We start from the raw sequence: 20466 nt of genomic DNA, 5'->3' as shown, positions 1-20466 counted from the left end.
ACGTTGCCCCCAGGGGAAATATTTGTCTTGACAATGGGGTCTGTCTGGGGCAAATTAAAAAGGGCCGTCTCGTTTTGATACATGAGAAATACAGCTGCAATAAAAGCAAGAAATAAAAAAGAAAAGTCGGTCCTGCATCAAAAAGTCGCTACTGCATCATTTCCGCCAACCCGAGTAGGAGGAGTGTTCAAATGGAAGACAAAAAAAAGAGCTCGACCGGCATCAGCCGCCGTGCAGTCCTGCAGCTTGCCGCCGCAACCGGCATTGCGCAGTTGGCGCCGCCGTTCATCATCCAGGCGCGTGGCGAACAGTCCGTCAAGCTTGGTCTGGATAACCCTCTGACCGGCACTTATGCGCAGACCGGCAAGAACGAAATGATCGGCTGCCAACTGGCGGTTGAGCAAATCAATGCCAAAGGCGGAATCCTCGGCCGTCCGGCCGAACTACTGGTCGAAGACTCGACCAGCGGCGACGCGGGTACGGCTGTACAAAAGGCGCGCAAGCTGATCGATCGCGACAAAGTCAATTTCCTTCTTGGCAATGTGAATTCAGGGCTTTCGGTCGCCATGGCGGCCGTCTCCTTCGAGAAAGGTGTGCTGCATGTCGTACCGGGAGGCCACACTGACACGGTTACCGGCAAGACCTGCCACTGGAATGTCTTCCGGGTGTGCAATACCACGCGCATGCTGACCAATGCCATCGCCAAATCGCTGATGGACATGTACGGCAAGAAAATGTATTTCCTCACGTCGGACTATGCCTTTGGCCATACCCTGCAAGAGGGTTACGACGCCAATCTTAAAGAAGGCGGCGGCGTGGATCTGGGCGTGGACATGATCCCGCTGGGCACGTCGGATTTCTCGTCCTACCTGATCAAGGCGCAGGCGGCCAATCCGAACGTCATTGTGTTCCTCATGAATGGCGATGACCTGACCAACGCGCTCAAGCAGGCTGTACAGTTCGGCCTTGACAAGCGTTTTCATCTGGCCGGCGCCAATCAGGAACTCGAGACGCTCGAGGCGCTTCCTCCGGAAGCCCGCCTTGGCGACTGGGTGTTCGAATGGTACTGGAACCAGCCGAAAGTGCCTCATGTCCAGGAGTTCGTCGATGCCATCAAGAAAAAGACCGGCAGGGTTCCAACCTCGCGCACCTGGTTTGGCTTCGTAGGCGCCTGGACCTGCGCCCTGGCTGCCAATAATGCCAAATCGCTCGACGCCGTGAAGATGGCCAAGGCATTGCAGGGCTTCACGCTTCCGCCGGAAGTAGGCCTGATGCCCAATCCACCGTTTTACCGCGCCGGACAGAACCAGCTCATCGGGTCGCTTTATGTCGGTACTGCGCAGCCCAAAGGCAGTCTTCCCGACGACCTATTCCATGTCACCCGGGTGGTCGACGGCAAGACCGTGGCGGGCACGGTTGAGGCCTCGGGCTGCAAGATGACGTGGCCGGCCGCCTGACACATAGGCATCCGGGACACTGCATGCACTGCGGTGTTCCGGAATTTCCTGTTTGACCAAGCATGGAGTCCAATTCTGGCAATTGCGCACAACCGTCATCGAATGCATCTCATTGCCCGTTCAAATCTAGCCGCTCGATCTGTTGTCGCGAGCGGCTGTCTATGTCCGGCGCGAGAGCCATGAAAGGGAATACAAAGTGACTCAATTACTTCTTTTCAATATTTTCAACGGCTTGATCGTAGGTGCCTTCTATGCCTTGATGGCCCTGGGCCTTTCGCTGATCATCAATCTGACCAGTGTCATCAATTTCGCCCATGGCGGTTTCCTGGCGCTGGGCGCTTACATTGCCTATACGCTGGCTCCTTATCTTGGTTTCTGGGGCGCGCTGATAGTCGCCCCCGTGCTTACGGCAATCCTGGGCCTGCTGGTCGAGCGCGTACTGATTCGCCATTGCTACGGGCGCGATCCGCTCTACAGCCTGCTGCTCACTTTCGGCCTGGCCTATGTTTTTGAAGATTCCATCCGGTTTATCTGGGGCGCGCAAGGCTTGCCTTTCCAGATACCCGGTTGGCTCACACAGCCTTTGAGCACGTACTTTTTCTTCCTGACCGGCTATCGTGTGTTCATGGTTGCGCTGGTTGCGGTTGCCGTCATTGGTTTGTTCTTTGTGTTGAATCGCACGCGTCTTGGCATGCGCATTCGTGCCGGTACGCTTGATCTTGAAATGGTTTCGGTACTGGGCGTGAATGTACGCGTACTGCGCAATCTCAATTTCGGGCTGGGCATTTTCTTTGCCGGCCTGGCCGGCGTGCTTGCTGCCGGCCTGCTGGGCTTGCAGCCCACCATCGGCGATTCACTCATCATGCCCAGCTTCGTGGCCATTATCGTGGGCGGGATAGGCAGCCTGACCGGAACATTGCTGGGTGGTCTGTTAATCGGTGTTGCGGCGGGAGTGACCACGGTGTTTTTTCCCTCCGCCTCCGAGGCGGTCATTTACGTGATGATGGCGCTTGTTTTGTTGGTCAGGCCACGCGGCCTGCTTGGTGAAGAAGGAATGACCCTGTGAACCGCAAGAACAAAGCTATTTCCCTTGCCATACTCTGGCTTGCTCTGCTGACCATGCCTTACTGGATGGTGCCGATCGGCGGCTACACGGATCTTGCAACGCGTGTGCTGGTTCTGGGCCTGGCGGCGATGTCCGTGAATTTTCTGCTCGGTTTCACCGGGGTGCTGTCCTTCGGGCATGCCGCCTATTTCGGCTTGGGCGCTTATGGTGTGGGGCTGACGCTGAAGTACCTGGTTCCCAGCACACCGGTCGGTATTCTTGTCGGCATTCTTGTCGGTACCGCTGCCGCCGCGCTGGTCGGCATCCTGATCGTCAAGCTGCGCGGGATCTATTTCGCCATGGTCACGATCGCCATCGGCCAGGTGTTCTACTTCATTGCGTTCCGCTGGAGTTCGGTCACGGGGGGGGATGATGGCCTGACCGGATTCAAGCGCCTGCCCCTCGATCTTGGCTTTACCCAAATCGATATTCTGGGCAACGACAAGGCTTATTACTACATGGTGCTTGCCGTCTTTGCCGTGGCCGTGGGCGCCATGGCGCTGATACTGCGTTCCCCGTTTGGCAGAACCTTGCTTGCCATCCGCGAAAACGAACGCAGAGCCCGGTTCCTGGGGATTCCCGTAGACCGGCACATCTGGATCGCCTTTGTGATTTCATGTTTTTTCGTAAGCGTTGCGGGAACCTTGTATGCGCTGCTGAGCAATTTTACCGACCCCCGTGCCTTGCACTGGACTCTTTCCGGTAATTTTGTGATCATGGCCGTTCTTGGCGGCATGCGGTCTTTCTGGGGGCCGCTGGTGGGGGCCGCAATCTTCGTGGTGTTGCAGGATTACGTTTCCAGCCAGACCCAGAACTGGATGTTTTTTATAGGCGTGTTTTTTGTACTCGTCGTGCTGTTTTTCCCCAGGGGTGTGCTCGGCCTCATTCGGAGAAAGTCGTCATGAGCCTGTTGCAAGTAGAAAATGTCTCGCAGCACTTTGGCAGCCTGGTTGCCGTCAATGGCGTTTCCCTGATGGTCGAGCCTGGCGAACTGCACGCAGTGATCGGGCCCAACGGCGCGGGCAAAACAACTTTTTTCAACCTGATCAGTGGGTTTTTCAAGCCGACGTCGGGTCGTATCCTGTTCGACGGCCAGGATATCACGCTGCTTCCACCGCATGAGCGTGTCGCAATGGGAATGGCGCGAACCTTTCAGATTACCGAGATTTTCCCGGAACTGACGGTGCGCGAAAACCTGCGCATCCCGGTTGAACTGGCTCTTGGGCTGCGGCTTAAGCTTTGGCTGCCGAGGGCTCAGAACGCCCAGATCAGCGAACGGGTCGATGAACTGATCGCGCTGGGCGGCCTGACCGAAAACGCCGACAGGCTGGTGGGGGAACTCTCCCATGGCGATCAACGGGCCACGGAAATCATGATGTCGCTGGCCTTGAAGCCGCGGCTGTTGCTGCTCGACGAGCCCACCGCCGGCATGGGCAACCAGGAAACCTACAACACGGCGCTGCTGATTCGCAGGCTGCATAAATCGCAGAGCCTGACTATCGTGCTCGTCGAGCACGATATGCGCGTCATTTTCAATCTTGCCGACCGCATCACGGTGCTTGCGGAAGGCGCAGTGCTCGACGCAGGCACGCCGAGCGAAATCGCGGCAAGCGAACTGGTCCAGACTGCTTACCTGGGGAAAGCGGCATGAAAGCGCTCGAGGTCGAAGGGGTTCACACATACTACGGGAAAAGCCATATTCTGAAGGGCGTGGATCTGTATGTGGAAGAGGGCGAACTGGTAACCTTGCTCGGACGCAATGGTGCCGGGAAGTCAACCACGCTGCGCAGCATTGTGGGGCTTACCCCCGCGAAGACGGGAAGCATACGCATACTGGGCCAGCCTGCGATGCAATGGCCGCCCTATCGAATCGCCATGCTTGGGGTAGGTTTTGTTCCGGAAGGGCGGCGCATTTTCGCCAACCTCACGGTTGAAGAAAACCTGAAGGTTCCGATGGACCGCCCGGGGCCGTGGACGATCGCGCGGGTCTATGAGCTCTTCCCCCGGCTGGCCGAGCGCAAGAACAATAAAGGCCGCCAGTTGTCGGGCGGCGAGCAGGAAATGCTGGCCATTGCGCGGGCATTGCTGCTGAATCCCAAACTGCTGGTTCTGGATGAGCCATCGCAGGGCCTGGCGCCGCTGATTGTGCAGAATGTTTTCAAGGTCATTGTCGCAGCCCGCAATGAAGGCATGTCGGTGCTGCTGATCGAGCAAAACGTGCGGGCGGCGGTTGAAGTAGCCGATCGCGCTTATGTGCTCGATGACGGGCATATCGTCTATACCGGGGCTGCCGCCGAGTTTGCCAAGGACGAGGACCAGGTTCGCGCGCTCGCCGGGGCAAGTGCCGAAAAATGGGAAGCCATGGAATAGGTGCGGGCTCCGCGCCTTGCATTCCAGAGGGAAAGCCGATGTTCAAAGTCTATGCCATCAACGGGATCACGCCGGTTGTCGATCCTTCCGCCTACGTGCATCCCAGCGCTGTATTAATAGGCGATGTGATTGTCGGGCCGGGCGTTTATATCGGGCCCTTGGCCAGCTTGCGTGGCGATTTCGGGCGCATTGTGATCGAGGAGGGCGGCAATGTCCAGGATACCTGTGTGCTGCACGGCGTGGCCGGGACCGACACCGTTGTCGAGATCGATGGCCATATCGGCCATGGCGCCGTGCTGCACGGGTGCCGCATTGCCCGCAATGCGATGGTGGGCATGAACGCGGTAGTCATGGATGGCGCCGTTATTGGCGAGTCCAGCATTGTTGGCGCCATGGCGTTTGTGAAAATCGGCCTGCTCGTGCCTCCCCGCCATCTGGTGGTTGGGGCCCCCGCGCGCATCCTGCGGGAACTGAGCGACGACGAAATTGCCCAGAAAACCTGGGGCACAGCGCAGTACCATCACCTGGCGCGGCGCTCTTTGCAAACCATGCAGGCGGTGGATCCTCTTTCGCGGCCTGAAGCCGGCCGCCGCCGGCTTGCTTCGGCGGAGATCGATCCGCCGCGGGAGTAAACGGCTCAGCCTTGAGCGTCCATCCAGTTGGGGTCGAAACCTATGCGGGTCGAGAGCCGGGTGCAGATATTGGCCATGATTTCTTTTATTTGGGCAATGTCGGGGCGGGGTGTGCCGTCGATGCGCGCGATATGGGGAATGTTGATGGCGGCAACCACGCGGCTGCCTATGCCGCGAATCGGAAAGGCAATATTGGTGACCCCCTGGGTCTGGATGCTGGGCATCGATGCGTAGCCGTCGGCGCGCACCTCTTTGAGCAGGGAAAACAGCTGGCCGGGGTCCATGTCCAGCTCGCCCTCCACTTTGATATGGCTGCTGAGCATGCGTGTGCGCTCGATTTCGTCCTGATAGGCCAGTAAAACGTGGCCCGACGAGGTATCGGTCAGGCCCATGACCACGCCGACCTTCAGTCCGAACGACCAGCGTTCCGGACTATCGACTTGCGCAATGACCACCACACGCCCATTCTGATAAATCGACAAGTGGCATGATTGCCGTGTGCGTTCGGCCAGCTCGTGCAGCAAAGGCAGGGCGGCACCGACCAAGGCCTTGATGGGTTGCTGGCGATGCGCCAGCCGGAACATTTTCAGAGTCAGGGTATAGCGGTCATTCTGATCGGCCTGGATATAGCCGCGGCGCTGCAAGGTAACCGCCATGCGAAATATTTCGTTCACATTGCGGCCCAAGGCCTGGCACAGCTCGTTGAGGGTATAGCCCTCGGTACTTTCGCTGAGCGCTTCCAGGATATCCAGGCCTTTTTCCAGTGCGGGCGCGGTGTAGCGGGCTCCGTTCTCCCTGGGTTCCTGTGGCGAGTCGAGAGTCTTGTCGTGTTGTGTGCCGCCCATACATGTGTTCCGGTGTTCGCGGTTAAGGCCGAGTGTTGAATGATACGTACAAAAGCCTGGCTTTTTCTATCGTGGCTATTATCTTAGCGGAAATAATTTCATATAAGAAATTTATTTTTATCAGAAAAATAAAATAACAAGAAAATCGGCTGAATTCTATCGCTTTGCTGCAAAAATAAATCATCTATTTAGGGAAAGCCCTAATTAAAACCACGCGTTTATTGCTTGATCGGCAACCCGTTCATGGCTTAGGATAGCTTTCTATATATCAAAATTAATTTTATAAATAAAAACATTGCGGAAGTGTTTCATTGCGGAGCAATCCGCTGGTCTGGAAATGGAATAACACGGTCGGCTGCAAATTTACGCGCTCTCAATAAGGTTCAACTGTGCAGGAGTCGAATGAGTTACGAGTTTGATTTTCAAAGTGTGCTGGCTTATTGGCCCATGTTTCTGAGTGGCGCGTGGACTACTTTGCAGATGTCGTTCTGGGCAACGCTGGTGGGGTTCGTGCTGGGAGTCTTGTGTGCCGTCGCACGCACCGGCGGCCCGTTGTGGCTGCGCAAGGTCGTTGGGGCGTATGTTGAAGTCATACGCAACACGCCTTTGCTGATCCAGAGTTATTTCCTGATATTCGGCATGTCCAATATCGGCATCAGAATGCCGATCATGGCGGGCGCGATCCTGGCCCTGGTGATCAATATCGGTGCGTACACCTGCGAAATCGTTCGCGCCGGAATCGAGTCCATACACAAGGGGCAGCTCGAGGCTGCCGAATGCCTGGGCCTGTCGCCCGCCCAGGTGTATTGGCATATTATTTTGCGCCCCGCAGTCGAACGGGTCTATCCGGCGCTGACCAGCCAGTATGTCCTGCTGATGCTGGTAACCAGTATCTTGTCGGCAGTGGGCGCCAACGAGCTGTTCGGGGTTTCCAATCAGGTGCAGGCCAATACCTTTCGGAATTTCGAGGTATTCATTGTGCTGTGGGTGGTTTATCTGGCCCTGTCGGTGCTGGTGCGCGCGGTATTTTGGCTTGTTGCGCAGTGCGTATTCGTGCGTCGCCGCAAGCTCGGCACTTCCTTGTAAAGCGAGTCATAATGAATCCGCAACAGTTCGACTATTTGCTGCAAGGTGCGTGGGGGACGGTGGTGCTGTCCTGCCTGACTTTTGTCTTTGCGGGCTTGCTGGGCCTGCTGGTGGCGCTGTCGCGCATATCACCCGTGAGGGCGGTGCGCGGCGCCGCCTCGTTGTATATTCAGTCGATACAAGGCACTCCTTTGCTGGTTCTGATGGGCGTGTGTTTTTACGGCCCGAATCTGTTGGGCATGACAAGCGTGCCCGCCTTGTTTGCCGCCACGCTGGCGCTCACCATTCAATCCAGCGCCTATTTCGGCGAGATCTGGCGCGGCTGCCTTCAATCGGTTGCCAAGAATCAGTGGGAGGCCGCCGAATGCCTGGGCCTGAGCCGCCTGCAGCGCATGGTCAAGGTCATTTTGCCGCAGGCCATGCGCATTGCGACCCCGCCCACCGTGGGTTTCATGGTGCAGATCGTGAAGAACACCTCTATTGCATCGTTGGTCATCGGCTATGCCGAGCTGTCCTACAACGCCAAGATTCTGAACAATTCGACGTTCGAGCCATTTCTTTATTTTGGCTGCGCCGCCGTTTTGTATTTTGTTATTTGTTACCCCCTGTCTCGCTGGAGCCGGAAACTGGAAAGGAGGCTGAATGTCGCCCATAGTTGAGTTGAAGAATGTGCACAAGCGATTTGGCGATCAGCACGTTCTCAAGGGGATATCGCTGTCTGTCCACAAAGGCGAGATTGTTGCCGTGATCGGCCAGAGCGGGTCGGGGAAAAGCACGGCATTGCGCTGCATGGACCGGCTGGAAAAAATAGACGAAGGTGAAATTACCGTATGCGGCCATGAGCTGACCGGTGATCGTGTCGACCTGGGCGGCCTGCGCCAGGATGTGGGGATTGTGTTCCAGAGCTACAACCTGTTTCCGCATCTGACGGTGCTGCAAAACATCACTCTGGCTCTGATCCATGTCAAGAAACTGTCCCGGCACAAGGCCCGCGAGGTGGCCCATGACGTGCTGGTGCAAGTAGGCCTGGTCGACAAGATTGACGCGTATCCGGAGCAATTATCGGGTGGGCAGCAGCAGCGGGTGGCTATTGCCCGTTCCCTGGCCATGGATCCCCAGCTCATGTTGTTCGATGAAGTGACCTCGGCCCTGGATCCCCAACTGACCGGCGAGGTGCTCAAGGTAATCGAAGGGCTGGCCAGCAAAGGCATGACCATGGTTCTGGTGACGCACGAGATGGCGTTTGCCTATAAATTGGCCAGTCGTGTCATTTTCATGCACCAGGGGCTGGTTTGGGAAGAAGGCAGTAGCCAGATCCTCAAAAATCCGGCAACCAAGGAATTGCAGGATTTCGTGGGCAATGGTTTGTAGTTCGGCGCCGGCTGTGCCGCGGCATTGCGGCACAGCCGGATAAACACCATAAGGAGAGTGTCACTATGAATGTGAATAAAACAGGTATAAAAAAAGCGGTATCCCGCGCATTGGGGTTCGGTGTCATGGCAGGCTTGCTGGGACTGGCGAGCGTGTCGGCGCAGGCCAACGACTTGAGCACGGTCAAGGCCAACAAAGTGATTCGTATTGCGATCGACCTGGGCGCGCCGCCGTTCGGCACCAAGGATGCCACGCTCAAGCCGATAGGCTCCGACGTCGAGACCGCCGAGCTGCTGGCCAAAGACCTGGGTGTAAAGCTCGAAATCGTTCCCACCACTGGCGCCAATCGTGTTCCGTTCCTGTTGACCAACAAAGCCGACCTGGTGATAGCGAGCTTCTCGATTACTCCCGAGCGTGAAAAAGTAGTGGCGTTTTCCGTGCCCTACGCCGCCATCCAGGCCGTGGTGGGCGCCCCGAAAAGCATGAATATCAAGTCGCTGAAAGATCTGGTTGGCAAGACCGTCATTTCGACCCGCGGCACGACCAACGATCTGGCCATTACCAAGCAGGCCTTGCCCGGAACCAATATTTTGCGCTTCGATGACGACGCGACTTCGATTACGGCGGTGGCCAGCGGGCAGGGCGATATTTTCGCCACCGCGCCTCCTTTGCTCAAGGCGATCAATAAAAAGTCGCCCGGCAAGAATATGGAATCCAAGATTTTGCTGTCCACGGCCATGCTGGGTATCGGCCTGGACAAGAAAAGCACCGAACTCAAAGCCTGGGTCGACAACTGGGTGCGCGCCAATCTGAAAAACGGCAAATTGAATGGTATTTACGAGAAATACCATGGCTCTCCTTTGCCCGAAAATGTGTTGAGCGCCGGCAAGTAATACAGGCGGCGCACGCCCGCCGGCAAATCGGGCAGGGTGCGCGTCGTCAGGCAGGATGGGTGGGGCGCATGGGGCGCCGCATCTTTGAAGTATCGTACTTGGAGTGAATAATGGCAGGTCGTTTAGCAGGAAAAGTAGCATTGGTGACAGCGGCGGGACAAGGGATCGGTCGGGCGACCGTCGAGCAGTTCATGGCCGAGGGCGCACAGGTCATTGCGACCGATATCAACGAGCACTTGCTGGCCAGCTTGCAGGGTTGCCAGACTCGCCGCCTCGATGTGACCAAGCCGGCGGAAATCGCGGCGCTGGCCAAAGAGCTGGAAACCGTCGATGTGCTGTTCAATTGCGCTGGCTACGTCCACGACGGATCCATCCTGAACTGCGATCTCGATGCCTGGAATTTTTCCTTCGATCTGAATGTCACGGCCATGTACCACATGATCCAGGCATTTTTGCCCGGCATGCTGCAGCGCAAGCGCGGTTCGATCATCAATATGTCGTCGGCGGCTTCCAGTATCAAAGGGGTTCCCAACCGCTTTGTCTATGGCACGACCAAGGCCGCGGTCATTGGCCTGACCAAATCCGTGGCGGCCGATTTCGTGTCTCAGGGCATACGATGCAATGCGATTTGCCCCGGTACGGTCGAGTCTCCTTCACTCAAGGGGCGGATTGCCTCCCAGGCGAGCAAATACGGCAAGACAGAACAGGAAGTGCACGAAGCCTTTGTGGCGCGCCAGCCTATCGGGCGCGTCGGCAAGCCCCAGGAAATTGCCGCCCTGGCTGTGTACCTGGCTTCGGACGAGTCGTCATTCACGACCGGCACGACGCAAATTATTGACGGTGGCTGGTCGAACTAGCTTTTGTATTTACAAGGAAGAATCATGAAATTATTACGTTATGGCCCAATCGGCAGTGAAAAGCCCGGGTGCCTCGATGCCCAGGGCAAAGTACGCGATTTATCGGGCAAGCTGTCCGATATCGACGCCCGGACCCTCAGCCCGGCACAATTGAAAACATTGCAGGCTATCGACATTGCAAGCCTGCCGGTCGTGGCGAACCCCGGCCGTATCGGCGTTCCGTACTCCGGCCTGGGAAAATTCATTTGCGTAGGCTTGAACTATAGCGATCACGCCGCGGAGACGGGGGCCGAAGTACCCAAGGAACCTATCCTGTTCAACAAGTGGTCCTTGCCGTCCGGCCCGACAGATCCCATCGTCATGCCCAAAGGCTCTGTCAAGACCGACTGGGAGGTCGAGCTTGGCGTGGTCATCGGCACCAAGGCGCGCTATGTCGGCCTGGACGATGCCTTGAAGCATGTGGCGGGTTATTGCGTGGTAAATGATGTCTCCGAGCGCGAATACCAGATCGAACGCGGCGGCACCTGGGACAAGGGCAAGGGCTGCGATACCTTCGGACCGGTGGGTCCGTGGCTCGTTACCGCCGACGAAATCGCCGATCCCCAGAACCTGGGCATGTGGCTGGACGTCAATGGCAAGCGTTTCCAGAACGGCAGCACCAAGACCATGATTTTCAATGTGGCCTATCTGGTCCACTACATCAGCCAGTTCACCACGCTTTATCCCGGAGACCTGATCTCCACAGGCACTCCGCCCGGCGTCGGCCTGGGGCAGAAGCCGCCTCTTTACCTGAAAGCCGGCGATGTGGTGCGCCTGGGCATTGAAGGCCTGGGAGAACAAGAGCAAAAGGTCCATGCCTGGGATGCAGGCTTGCTGGACTGATGCTTTTGCGTGTTTTGGTATGGGCATTGCGCGGCTCCCCGGAGGCGCGCAATCCGAGCAAGTGAACTAGTTGAAACTGCATTATCCGGAGACTGTTGATGTTTGGAATATCGTTTAAATATGTGGTGGCCACAAAAGCCCTGGCTCTGGCCGGGGCGTCTCTGATTGCCATGACTTCTTTTGCCGCGCATGCCGAGAGCTATCTCGACAAGATCAAGCAGCGTGGCGTGATCAAAGTAGGGATCGTGGTGGATTTTCCTCCCTACGGAATTACCAATGCCGCCAATCAGCCCGATGGCTACGATGCGGATGTGGCCAAGCTGCTGGCCAAGTCCCTGGGGGTCAAGCTCGACCTGATTCCGGTTACAGGCCCCAATCGCATTCCTTATTTGCTGACCGACAAGACCGATGTGCTGGTTGCATCGCTGGCCATTACGCCCGAGCGGGTCAAGCAGGTTCAGTTCTCCAAGCCGTATTCGGCCGCCAGCATGGTCCTGATGGGGCCTGAAAAAACCCATATCAAGGCGCCGGCCGACTTCGTCAACTACACGATAGGCGTCCCGCGTGCCGGCACAGCCGATCTGGGCTTGATGAAAGTGGCGCCCAAAGGCACCAATATCCGTCGCTTTGACGACGACGCCTCGTCGCTGCAGGCCATGATCGTGGGCCAGGTGGATGCCGCCGGAACATCGTCGGTCATCGCCGGGGACATCCAGAAGCGTTATCCGGGAAAATTCCAAGTCAAGTACATCATCAACGAGCAGGTCATGGGCATCACCATGCAGTACAAGCGCCCCGAGCTGCTCGATGCGGTCAACAAATTCATCAAGACCAATATCGATAACGGCGAATTCAATACGTTGTTCGAAAAATGGATAAAAATGCCTTTGCCGCAATCGGTGGTCGTGGCATCGGCCAAATAGCCCAGGGGAGCGAGCCTGCTTATGCAGGCCCGTCCGGATTGGCGTGGGCCGGGCGCCCGAGGCGCCCGCCAGCCCGTCAATAAGGGCATGCAGGCAAGGGGCTATGCAGGTAAGGCGCGCGTGGGTAAGGGCATTACCCAAAAGTCCCCCGCCCAAAGAAAAACCGCCTAGAGAGTTGGTGCTCTAGGCGGTTCTAACTAGCTGAAAATACTAGTGTAATTCTGGTGCGGCTGGCAGGATTCGAACCCACGACCCCTTGGTTCGTAGCCAAGTACTCTATCCAACTGAGCTACAGCCGCTGCAAAGAGGCGTAACTATAACATATATTTTTTTCTTTGTCGTGAAGTGCTGTAATAGCGCCTGTCGTCTGCCCAGGGCAGGCGCTTCGCCCGATGCGGGCCGTTGGCGGGTTCGTCAGGTCGTGGCCGAAAATGACCGCTTGCGCCGCTTGCGAGAATATTGATTATTATTCATTCTACGTCTTGGGCTCGTCGCACGATCCAAGTCCGGTGCCGGTAGCACCTCAACCAACCAGGAGGCATTCTTGTCCAACTCACCCAAAATCACTTGCGTTGAAGACTTTCGACGGCTGGCCGTGCGCCGCGTACCCAGAATGTTCTACGATTACGCAGATTCTGGTTCCTGGACGGAAGGCACCTACCGCTCGAACGAAAGCGATTTCCAGAGACTGAAGCTGCGGCAACGAGTCGCTGTCGATATCGAAAAGCGCTCCATACGCAGCACCATGATTGGTACAGACGTCGCCATGCCGGTGGCCATTGCCCCTACCGGACTGACCGGCATGCAACATGCCGACGGCGAAATCCTGGGCGCCAGGGCCGCAGAGAAATTCGGCATTCCGTTTACGCTGTCCACCATGAGCATTTGCTCGATTGAAGATATTGCCGCCCATACCCACCAACCCTTCTGGTTCCAGCTGTATGTGATGCGCGATCGCGACTTCATCGAGCGCCTGATAGATCGCGCCAAGGCCGCCAATTGTTCGGCGCTGGTATTGACCCTGGACCTCCAGGTTCTGGGCCAGCGGCACAAAGACATCAAGAATGGCCTGTCGACCCCGCCCAAGCCCACGCTCGTCAATCTGCTCAACCTGATGACCAAGCCGCGCTGGTGCATGAACATGCTGGGTACCAAACGCCGCACTTTTGGAAATATCGTTGGCCATGCCAAGGGAGTGGGCGACCTGTCTTCCCTGTCGTCCTGGACGGCCGAGCAATTCGATCCCAGCCTGAGCTGGGGCGATGTCGAATGGATCAAAAAACGCTGGGGCGGAAAACTCATCCTCAAAGGCATCATGGATGCCGAAGACGCGCGCTGCGCGGTCGATAGCGGCGCCGACGCGTTGATCGTATCGAATCACGGCGGGCGCCAGCTCGACGGCGCACCGTCGTCGATTTCGGCCCTGCCTCATATTGTCGAGGCAGTGGGCAAGCATATTGAAGTCTGGATGGATGGAGGCATACGCTCGGGGCAGGATGTGCTCAAGGCGATAGCGCTGGGCGCGAAAGGCACCATGATAGGCCGGTCGTTCCTTTATTCGCTGGGTGCCATGGGCGAAGCGGGCGTCACGCGCTGCCTGGAACTTATCGCCAACGAACTCGATGTAACCATGGCATTTTGCGGACGTACGAATATCCGCGATGTGGACCGTTCGATCCTGCTGAACGCCGATCTGTTCGACAGGCCAGGCCGGTCCTGAAAGCGAGCGGCTTTGGCCCGGCGCATGCGATCGCTCGGAAATGAGCGGTCGCCGCGCCCATTTGCGGGTAGACTGATTGCGAAGAACAAGATTCCTACAAGCAAAGGCAATGAAAAAATTGGATATTCCCACCCTGGAGATTTTTGTTGCCGCGGTGGAGGAAAAGAGCTTATCGAAAGCGGCGGAGCGCGAGAACCTGGTTACGTCCGCGGTCAGCAAACGCATGACGGAACTTGAACGCCACCTGGGCAAGGCGGTGTTGTTGCGCCACGGACGGGGTGTCGACCCGACCCCGGCGGGAATACTGCTTTACCAGCGCGCCAAGTCTCTTTTGCGCCACGTCAAGCTCACTGAAAAGGCGATCAACGAATTTACCAGCGATGGCGTGGCAAAAATAAGGCTGCTGGCCAACCCTTCCACGGTGCTGCAGTTCCTGCCCATCGAGATGAAAAGCTTTTTGGCCAAAAGCAAGAACATCAGCATCGATCTCGTTGAAAGCCATAGTTATGACATTCCTCGCCTGGTTGCCGATGACCAGGCGGATCTCGGAATCTATCATGCCGACTATCCCGCCTCGGGGATACTTTCGTATCCCTACAAAAAAGACCGTGTCGGGCTCGTTGTGCCCAACGGCCATCCTTTGTCGAACGCGACCGAGCTTTTTCTAGAAGATGCGCTGGAGTATGACTTGTTGGGTTATTTCCCACGTCATTCCCTGGGGCAGTTCCTGGACTATGTGGGCAAGTCTATTTCCAGGCCGCCCATCGTAAAACTGCAGGTGTCGAATTTCGAGACGCGTTGCCGCATGATCCAGGAAGGCTTGGGGCTGGGCATAGTCCCGCAAAATATAGCCAAGAATTATTTAAGCCAGATGGGTCTGGTATTTATCAATCTGCGCGATACCTGGGCCGAACGGCAATTTTATCTTTGCGTCAATAATGACTCCAAAGATACCGACGCTGTACAGAAGCTTATCAAGCACCTTATATAAAAAAATGCTGCTGTCGCAGAGTGTGAAAGGAAGGAAATTCAGCATTGAAATTTTGGAAACGAAAAGGCGCTTCGGGCTTGTAGAATTGGCGCTTGGCATTCCTTCGCGCACTGGGTCATGGTTCAGAAAAAAATTCACCTGCTAGCCTCGTCAGAGGCCATAGAATTGATCAACGCCAAAGACCCCGGTTTCCTTTCACGGCATATTGATTCCATTGTGCTCTATTCCCCAGGCGAGTTGCCGGATGCCAGGCAGTCCGACAAGGTTAATGTTGCATTGCTGTCCAGGGACATAACAGGCGCCTCGACCAAGCATCGTGTACTGCCGCCTCTGGCCGCCTTCAGCTCTTTATTGCTGTCGGCCAGGAGCCTGCAATGGCTGCATACTCATTCCGCGGGAACCGATAGGCCCATCTATCAGGATTTGAAGGCACAGGATGTCGCGATCACGACGTCGACGGGGGCAAATGCGGCAATCGTCGCACAGAGCGCGCTGGCGGCGGTCTTGGCCTTGAACCGGAAATTCAAATTGCTGCAGGCGGCGCAAGCTGCCAGGGCATGGCGGCCCTTGATGGGAGAATATTTGCCTAAAGACCTGGCAGGGCAGTCGGCCGTGGTTGTCGGCTGGGGCCAGATAGGCCGGAAAATAGCGGCGTATCTGCAATTGCTCGACATTGAAGTCACAGCGGTCCGGCGCAATCCATCGACGGCGGAAAACCAGGGGGGCTTCAATGCGGTGAAGATGATCTCTTACTCCGAGTTCAAGAAAAATACGGTTCAGCATGACTGGCTGATTCTGGCGTGCCCTTTGACTGAAACAACGTTTAAAATAATAAGCAGACAGTTCATATCCGGGCTATCCGACCGCACCCACATTATCAATGTGTCGCGCGGCGATGTGATCGACGAGCCGGCTCTTGTAGAAGCCTTGAAAGGCAACAAGCTCGCGGGAGCGTATCTGGACGTATTTGCTCACGAGCCGCTCGGGCGGGATTCCGAACTATGGGATGCGCCAAATACGATAGTCTCACCCCATTCCGCGGGGCATGCGTCGGGCAATTACGGCAGGGCCATCGATATCTTCATGAAGAATATTCCGCTATGGCTTGAGGGCAAGCCTTTGATCAACGTGGCGTTCTAAAACGTTTTTGGCTTGCGTGTTTGTGGCATTCTTCGATGGATGGGGTATTGGTATTTACGTTTTGGTAGCTTTGGTATTTAAAGACGCCGTCTATCGGGGCTTGGGGTCAGGCCCGGCACGGCGTGCTGGATCCGGATCTACCTCGTCCAGGCGGGCGTCGGGCGAACTCGCGTCGCCCCGCGGCGCGGGGCGCCACTCAGACAGCGCCCGCCGAAAGCCCCCGCCTTCCCTACGGTAGCATCCGGCGCACGCCTTACGCCGGTCCTGACCCCAATCCCCGATAGACGGCTCACGTAATGGCCTGCTTGGAATTGCATCACGGGATGCCCGGAATTTACGTGCTCGCACCTACCGTTAATGGGCCTGCACCCATAGAACCGTTAACGTGCCCGCACTCATGCCCTCTATCACGTGGCCGTATCTACTTCGATTGACTAAACGCCCGCCGCCTCAACGTATCCCGTGATTGGCTAAACGCCGCTTCCCCAACATATACCCCGATGCATTGCTTCAACGCGAGCCGCAGGGTGGGCGGTGCTGTGTAGTCCGGCGGTAGTCCAGCGCCGGGTGCTGACGAAGGGAAGGCGGGGGCCTTCGGCGGGCCCTGTTTGAGTGGCGACCCGCATCGCGGGGCGGCGCGAGTTGGCCCGACGCCCGCCTGGACGAGGCAGACCCGGGTAGTCGGCTAGCGCAGCTAGCCGACCGCTGGACGTGCCGGACTACACAGCACCGCCCACCCTGCGGCGTCTTTATAGAATCAACCGCCGCCCACACAGACAACGCACCAAAGCCCAATCCAAAGTCATAGATCAAACCAGTACAGGCAGCCCAAAACGAAAGCCGCTAAAACACATTCAGCGCCATAAACACACTTGAACCGAAAATGCTTTAGCCTGTGTTCTAAGCAGGCGACCGTGTCGCTGGGCGTTGAGAAAAACTGCGTTCGAATATGCCTTCGGCTATTCTGTTTTTAAGAATTTCTATAGACCCGCCAGCGATCATCCAGCCGCGGCACCGGCGCACGCAATACTCCACCAGCGATTCCCGGCTATATCCCATGCCCCCCATGACCTGCAATGCATCGTTGGCCACATCAAAGCCGATCTGATTGCAATAGGCCTTGGCAATCGCGGTTTCCGTGGCTGACGGAAATCCGGTGTCGGCGCTCTGGGCCGCGCGATACAACAGCAACTGGGCGGCATCGAGCTTGATACGCATGTCGGCAAACTTCCATTGCAGACCCTGGAACTCGCATAAAAGCTTTCCGAACTGCTTGCGTTGCATGGCCCAGCCTTTGGCCTCTTCGTACGCGTATCGACCCAGGGCCAGGGAGCGCGAGGTATTGCCAATGCGTTCGACGTTAAACCCGGCAATCTGCTTTTTAAAGCCGCCTTCGCCCAACACGACGTGCGTGTCAGGTACATGGACATTATCGAAAAATATTTCCACCCATTCCTCGTCGGACATGAACGCCGAGCGCTTGCCCAGCTTTACGCCTTCCGAATCGGTTTCAATCAGAACCGAGCCTATGCCTTGAGTGCCTGGACCGAAACGGACATAGGCCAGAATGAAGTTGGCGTGAGGCCCGTGAGTGGTGAAGATCTTCGTGCCATTTATGCGCCAGCCGCCTGCGTCCCGGGTGGCGCTGGTTTTTAATTCCGTAACAGCGGAGCCCGCCTCGGGTTCCGTCATGCCCACAGAGATAAGCGCTTTGCCCTGCAGCAGCGGGCCCAGGTACTTTTCCTTTAAAAAGGCGGAACCGTATTCGGCAAGAACCCGTATAGCTCCAAAATTACCTGCCTGGATCACATCGGCGCTACGGGGACACACCGAGGCGATGGTTTCGATTGCGATAACCGCATCCATCAGCGTGCCGCCTATGCCGCCATCGGCTTCCGCGATAGTGATGCCCAGCAGGCCTTGCGCAGCCATAGATCGGGCCACGTCCCATGGATACTCAAGCGAGTGGGCGCGTTCGACCGCCTGATTGCGCAGTTCTTTGTCAGCGTAGCGGTAGACCGCCGACTGGAAGTCTTTCTGTTCGGGAGTTAAAGAAAAATCCATGCTCTTCCTTAGGGGTTGAATCGTAGGCGCACGACGCCGTCGACAGCCACGACGCGCTGTGCTTGAATGAATAGCGGGTTTATTTCGGCTTCGGCAATCGGCTGCCCGGGCAGCAGGGCCAGCTTTGAAAAATCGACGATGGCTTGGGCCAATACACCGCAGTCGGCTTGCGGCAGGCCGCGGAAACCCCTGACCAGTTTTGTATGCCGCACTTCATCGATCATGTCGCGTGCGTCATTCAAGCCGATTGGGGCGAGCCGGGTGGCATAGTCGGGCATCAATTCGGCGGCAATGCCACCCGCGCTCAATACAATGATCGGGCCGACCAGCGGATCGTGCCGATAGCCCAGCATCAATTCGATCAAGCGGCTTTCCATTTTCTGGACTAGCATTCCGTCTATTTTTGCGTCTGGCTGGTGATGCTTGACGGCCTTGACGAGTGCCGGCAGCGCCGCACGCAACGCCTGATCGTCCTCCAGGCCGGTTACGACACCACCTGCTTCGGTTTTGTGCAGGATGTCGCGTGAAACGATTTTTAGAACAATCGGGTAGGGTACGTCGTGAGCCGTGTCGGCACCTTGCAGAAGCGTGCTTTGCGCCGTTTCAATGCCCAGCAGGGAAAACAGAGAGTTTGCCTCGGGCTCGTTCAAATTCCCCGACGTGGGCAGGTGGTCCGGCCAGGCGACGGCCTCGGCGGTTTCGTCCTGGTAGTGCGGCGCGGGCTTCAGGAAGGCGCGCAGGGCATCGGCACAGGCCTCTGGGGTGCGGAAAGTGGCGATTCCGTGCTGCTGCAGCAGACTTAGAGAGACAGCTGCTTCCGGCGCCAGAAACGCGATCAGCGGTTTGTCGGCGGGCTTGGACGCGTCAACCAGCGGTTTGACGACGAGCTCAGGGTGAAATTGCGCCGAAGATCCTGCGACACTCAATACTGCGTCGCACCAGTCGGACTGAAGCAACTGCTCCAGCAAGTCTTTGTACTGTTCGCCGGTGGCGGCAAGTGTCAGATCGATGACTGGCGTTTCTCGCAGCGCCAGGCCTCTGCTTTTCATATGCGTGATGAAGTCGGGCGGCGGCGGCACCGCTTCGATATTGTGCAGGCCCAGATTATCGACCACTGTGGCGGCGCCGCCGCCAGTCGTGGTAATGACCGCGACACGAGATGCCCGGGATGGCCTTGTATGCAATCTGGCGGAATGATAGCGTTCGGCCAGAGGAGCCATTTCGAACAGCGTTTCCAGCATATCCACGCGCATTACACCGTATTTGTCAAAGTACGCATCGACCGCGGCATCGTTGCCCGCGATTGCGCCGGTATGGGACTGTGACAAGGCATCCCCTTGCGCCGAACGGCCCAATTTATAGGCGATGACAGGCTTGCCTGCCAGGCGAGCCCGCGATAAGGCGCGGCTTAACGAGGGGGTATCACGCAGGGTTTCCAGAAAGAGCAGGATGACAGTTGTTTGTTTGTCGTCGACCAGGGCATCGACGACTTCGCCCACCGAAATATCGCTTTCGTTGCCTACCGAAACGGTTTTGGCGAAGCCGAAACCTCGGCCTCCGGCGCGCGACAGCAAGGAACCCATCATTGAGCCGCTTTGCGAAACCAGGCTTATGCGGCCCGGTATCAGCGTATTCATTTCAAAGGCGGCATTCACGGAAATAATTCCGCCGGTCTGGATATTGGCGACACCTATGCTGTTGGGTCCCAGGATGCGTATGCCCAAGCTTCGAGCCAGTTCGAGAAGCCGTGCCTGCTTTACCTGGCCTTCAGGACCCGTTTCGCCAAAGCCGTCGGAATAAATGGTGACTACCGGGATGCTTTTGCTGGCGCAGTCCCTGAGAGCGGCTTCCACATGCTCGCTGGAAATCATGATGAAGGCATGATCAATGTTTTGCGGCACGTCGCATACCGAGGCATAGGATTTTTCACCGAAGATTTCCGGGCTTGTGGCATTGATCGGGAAAACCAGGCCTTTGAAACCATGCTTGCGCATGAACCTGAAAGGCCGGGCGGTATTCTTTTTGCTATTGCTGGATGCTCCGATCAGTGCGATCGATTCGGGTTCCAGCAGGGCTTTGGCGAAGGATGCTTGTTTATTGTTGCGGGTGTCTTGCATGGCGGTGTCGATT

Annotated in this window: 19 protein-coding genes and 1 tRNA gene; 16 read left to right on the top strand and 4 right to left on the bottom strand. The window is 56.9% G+C overall.

The features are described 5' to 3' along the window. The first annotated feature begins 191 nt into the window (after positions 1 to 191). The 6 genes from LSG25_RS09530 (at position 192) to LSG25_RS09505 (ending at position 5564) form a co-directional block, all read left to right on the top strand. Positions 192 to 1457, top strand: a complete 1266-nt coding sequence (locus tag LSG25_RS09530) for an ABC transporter substrate-binding protein (protein ID WP_232744415.1) — start codon at positions 192 to 194, stop codon at positions 1455 to 1457. Positions 1458 to 1653: 196 nt separating this feature from the next. Further along, positions 1654 to 2523 carry a branched-chain amino acid ABC transporter permease gene (locus LSG25_RS09525; protein WP_232744414.1) on the top strand — a complete coding sequence of 290 codons (870 nt, stop codon included), beginning with the start codon at positions 1654 to 1656 and terminating at the stop codon, positions 2521 to 2523. A 53-nt stretch (positions 2524 to 2576) separates the two neighbouring features. After that, positions 2577 to 3467, top strand: a complete 891-nt coding sequence (locus LSG25_RS09520; protein ID WP_232744634.1) for a branched-chain amino acid ABC transporter permease — start codon at positions 2577 to 2579, stop codon at positions 3465 to 3467. After that, positions 3464 to 4213, top strand: a complete 750-nt coding sequence (locus LSG25_RS09515; RefSeq protein WP_232744413.1) for an ABC transporter ATP-binding protein — start codon at positions 3464 to 3466, stop codon at positions 4211 to 4213. The genes LSG25_RS09520 and LSG25_RS09515 overlap by 4 nt, the downstream gene beginning before the upstream one ends. Continuing rightward, a complete protein-coding gene (locus LSG25_RS09510; protein ID WP_232744412.1) occupies positions 4210 to 4932 on the top strand; it encodes an ABC transporter ATP-binding protein in 723 nt (240 codons plus the stop codon). The genes LSG25_RS09515 and LSG25_RS09510 overlap by 4 nt, the downstream gene beginning before the upstream one ends. Before the next feature lie 38 nt (positions 4933 to 4970). Further along, on the top strand, positions 4971 to 5564 hold the full coding sequence (locus LSG25_RS09505; protein ID WP_232744411.1) for a phenylacetic acid degradation protein PaaY: 594 nt from the start codon (positions 4971 to 4973) through the stop codon (positions 5562 to 5564). 5 nt (positions 5565 to 5569) lie between these two features. Here the strand turns inward: LSG25_RS09505 and LSG25_RS09500 are convergent, their stop codons facing one another. After that, a complete protein-coding gene (locus tag LSG25_RS09500; RefSeq protein WP_232744410.1) occupies positions 5570 to 6409 on the bottom strand; it encodes an IclR family transcriptional regulator in 840 nt (279 codons plus the stop codon). Between the two features lie 402 nt (positions 6410 to 6811). Between LSG25_RS09500 and LSG25_RS09495 the strand changes: the two genes are divergently transcribed. The 7 genes from LSG25_RS09495 to LSG25_RS09465 all read left to right on the top strand — a co-directional run bounded on the left by LSG25_RS09495 (position 6812) and on the right by LSG25_RS09465 (position 12421). Then, complete coding sequence (locus LSG25_RS09495) at positions 6812 to 7495, top strand: amino acid ABC transporter permease (RefSeq protein ID WP_232744409.1); 684 nt, start codon at positions 6812 to 6814, stop codon at positions 7493 to 7495. Positions 7496 to 7506: 11 nt separating this feature from the next. After that, entirely contained in the window at positions 7507 to 8154 is a 648-nt protein-coding gene (locus LSG25_RS09490) for an amino acid ABC transporter permease (protein ID WP_232744408.1), read from the top strand. Beyond that, the gene (locus LSG25_RS09485; RefSeq protein WP_232744407.1) at positions 8138 to 8866 is read left to right on the top strand and encodes an amino acid ABC transporter ATP-binding protein; all 729 of its coding nucleotides are present in this window, start codon (positions 8138 to 8140) and stop codon (positions 8864 to 8866) included. The genes LSG25_RS09490 and LSG25_RS09485 overlap by 17 nt, the downstream gene beginning before the upstream one ends. A gap of 65 nt (positions 8867 to 8931) precedes the next feature. Further along, positions 8932 to 9759, top strand: coding sequence for a transporter substrate-binding domain-containing protein (locus tag LSG25_RS09480; protein ID WP_232744406.1), 828 nt, complete (start codon positions 8932 to 8934; stop codon positions 9757 to 9759). A 110-nt stretch (positions 9760 to 9869) separates the two neighbouring features. After that, complete coding sequence (locus LSG25_RS09475; protein ID WP_232744405.1) at positions 9870 to 10616, top strand: SDR family oxidoreductase; 747 nt, start codon at positions 9870 to 9872, stop codon at positions 10614 to 10616. 24 nt (positions 10617 to 10640) lie between these two features. Further along, positions 10641 to 11498 carry a fumarylacetoacetate hydrolase family protein gene (locus LSG25_RS09470; protein WP_232744404.1) on the top strand — a complete coding sequence of 286 codons (858 nt, stop codon included), beginning with the start codon at positions 10641 to 10643 and terminating at the stop codon, positions 11496 to 11498. Between the two features lie 98 nt (positions 11499 to 11596). Then, complete coding sequence (locus LSG25_RS09465; protein ID WP_232744403.1) at positions 11597 to 12421, top strand: transporter substrate-binding domain-containing protein; 825 nt, start codon at positions 11597 to 11599, stop codon at positions 12419 to 12421. Between the two features lie 222 nt (positions 12422 to 12643). Here the strand turns inward: LSG25_RS09465 and LSG25_RS09460 are convergent. Continuing rightward, positions 12644 to 12720, bottom strand: a tRNA-Arg gene (locus tag LSG25_RS09460). 245 nt (positions 12721 to 12965) lie between these two features. Here LSG25_RS09460 and LSG25_RS09455 point away from each other — a divergent pair. The 3 genes from LSG25_RS09455 (at position 12966) to LSG25_RS09445 (ending at position 16272) form a co-directional block, all read left to right on the top strand. Further along, positions 12966 to 14141, top strand: a complete 1176-nt coding sequence (locus LSG25_RS09455; protein ID WP_255696722.1) for an alpha-hydroxy acid oxidase — start codon at positions 12966 to 12968, stop codon at positions 14139 to 14141. A 109-nt stretch (positions 14142 to 14250) separates the two neighbouring features. Next, positions 14251 to 15132 (top strand): LysR family transcriptional regulator, encoded by an 882-nt coding sequence (locus LSG25_RS09450; protein ID WP_232744402.1) that lies wholly within the window; start codon positions 14251 to 14253, stop codon positions 15130 to 15132. 117 nt (positions 15133 to 15249) lie between these two features. After that, a complete protein-coding gene (locus LSG25_RS09445; RefSeq protein ID WP_232744401.1) occupies positions 15250 to 16272 on the top strand; it encodes an NAD(P)-dependent oxidoreductase in 1023 nt (340 codons plus the stop codon). A gap of 900 nt (positions 16273 to 17172) precedes the next feature. On the opposite strand, the gene LSG25_RS09440 is transcribed toward LSG25_RS09445, so the two are convergent. Further along, the gene (locus LSG25_RS09440; protein WP_232744400.1) at positions 17173 to 18336 is read right to left on the bottom strand and encodes an acyl-CoA dehydrogenase family protein; all 1164 of its coding nucleotides are present in this window, start codon (positions 18334 to 18336) and stop codon (positions 17173 to 17175) included. A gap of 8 nt (positions 18337 to 18344) precedes the next feature. Beyond that, positions 18345 to 20453, bottom strand: a complete 2109-nt coding sequence (locus LSG25_RS09435) for an acetate--CoA ligase family protein (protein WP_232744399.1) — start codon at positions 20451 to 20453, stop codon at positions 18345 to 18347. Positions 20454 to 20466: the final 13 nt, after the last annotated feature.

Origin of the sequence: Paralcaligenes sp. KSB-10 (assembly GCF_021266465.1) — a bacterium.
Lineage (GTDB): Bacteria > Pseudomonadota > Gammaproteobacteria > Burkholderiales > Burkholderiaceae_B.
This window is presented reverse-complemented; position numbering and strand designations above follow the sequence as displayed.

Excerpts from the sequence above, each read along its gene's own strand:
- LSG25_RS09530 (WP_232744415.1), top strand. The coding sequence starts at position 192 with ATGGAAGACAAAAAAAAGAGCTCGACCGGCATCAGCCGCCGTGCAGTC.
- LSG25_RS09520 (WP_232744634.1), top strand. The coding sequence starts at position 2,577 with ATGCCTTACTGGATGGTGCCGATCGGCGGCTACACGGATCTTGCAACG.
- LSG25_RS09515 (WP_232744413.1), top strand. The coding sequence starts at position 3,464 with ATGAGCCTGTTGCAAGTAGAAAATGTCTCGCAGCACTTTGGCAGCCTG.
- LSG25_RS09510 (WP_232744412.1), top strand. The coding sequence starts at position 4,210 with ATGAAAGCGCTCGAGGTCGAAGGGGTTCACACATACTACGGGAAAAGC.
- LSG25_RS09505 (WP_232744411.1), top strand. The coding sequence starts at position 4,971 with ATGTTCAAAGTCTATGCCATCAACGGGATCACGCCGGTTGTCGATCCT.
- LSG25_RS09500 (WP_232744410.1), bottom strand. The coding sequence starts at position 6,409 with ATGGGCGGCACACAACACGACAAGACTCTCGACTCGCCACAGGAACCC.
- LSG25_RS09495 (WP_232744409.1), top strand. The coding sequence starts at position 6,812 with ATGAGTTACGAGTTTGATTTTCAAAGTGTGCTGGCTTATTGGCCCATG.
- LSG25_RS09490 (WP_232744408.1), top strand. The coding sequence starts at position 7,507 with ATGAATCCGCAACAGTTCGACTATTTGCTGCAAGGTGCGTGGGGGACG.
- LSG25_RS09485 (WP_232744407.1), top strand. The coding sequence starts at position 8,138 with ATGTCGCCCATAGTTGAGTTGAAGAATGTGCACAAGCGATTTGGCGAT.
- LSG25_RS09480 (WP_232744406.1), top strand. The coding sequence starts at position 8,932 with ATGAATGTGAATAAAACAGGTATAAAAAAAGCGGTATCCCGCGCATTG.
- LSG25_RS09475 (WP_232744405.1), top strand. The coding sequence starts at position 9,870 with ATGGCAGGTCGTTTAGCAGGAAAAGTAGCATTGGTGACAGCGGCGGGA.
- LSG25_RS09470 (WP_232744404.1), top strand. The coding sequence starts at position 10,641 with ATGAAATTATTACGTTATGGCCCAATCGGCAGTGAAAAGCCCGGGTGC.
- LSG25_RS09465 (WP_232744403.1), top strand. The coding sequence starts at position 11,597 with ATGTTTGGAATATCGTTTAAATATGTGGTGGCCACAAAAGCCCTGGCT.
- LSG25_RS09450 (WP_232744402.1), top strand. The coding sequence starts at position 14,251 with ATGAAAAAATTGGATATTCCCACCCTGGAGATTTTTGTTGCCGCGGTG.
- LSG25_RS09445 (WP_232744401.1), top strand. The coding sequence starts at position 15,250 with ATGGTTCAGAAAAAAATTCACCTGCTAGCCTCGTCAGAGGCCATAGAA.
- LSG25_RS09440 (WP_232744400.1), bottom strand. The coding sequence starts at position 18,336 with ATGGATTTTTCTTTAACTCCCGAACAGAAAGACTTCCAGTCGGCGGTC.
- LSG25_RS09435 (WP_232744399.1), bottom strand. The coding sequence starts at position 20,453 with ATGCAAGACACCCGCAACAATAAACAAGCATCCTTCGCCAAAGCCCTG.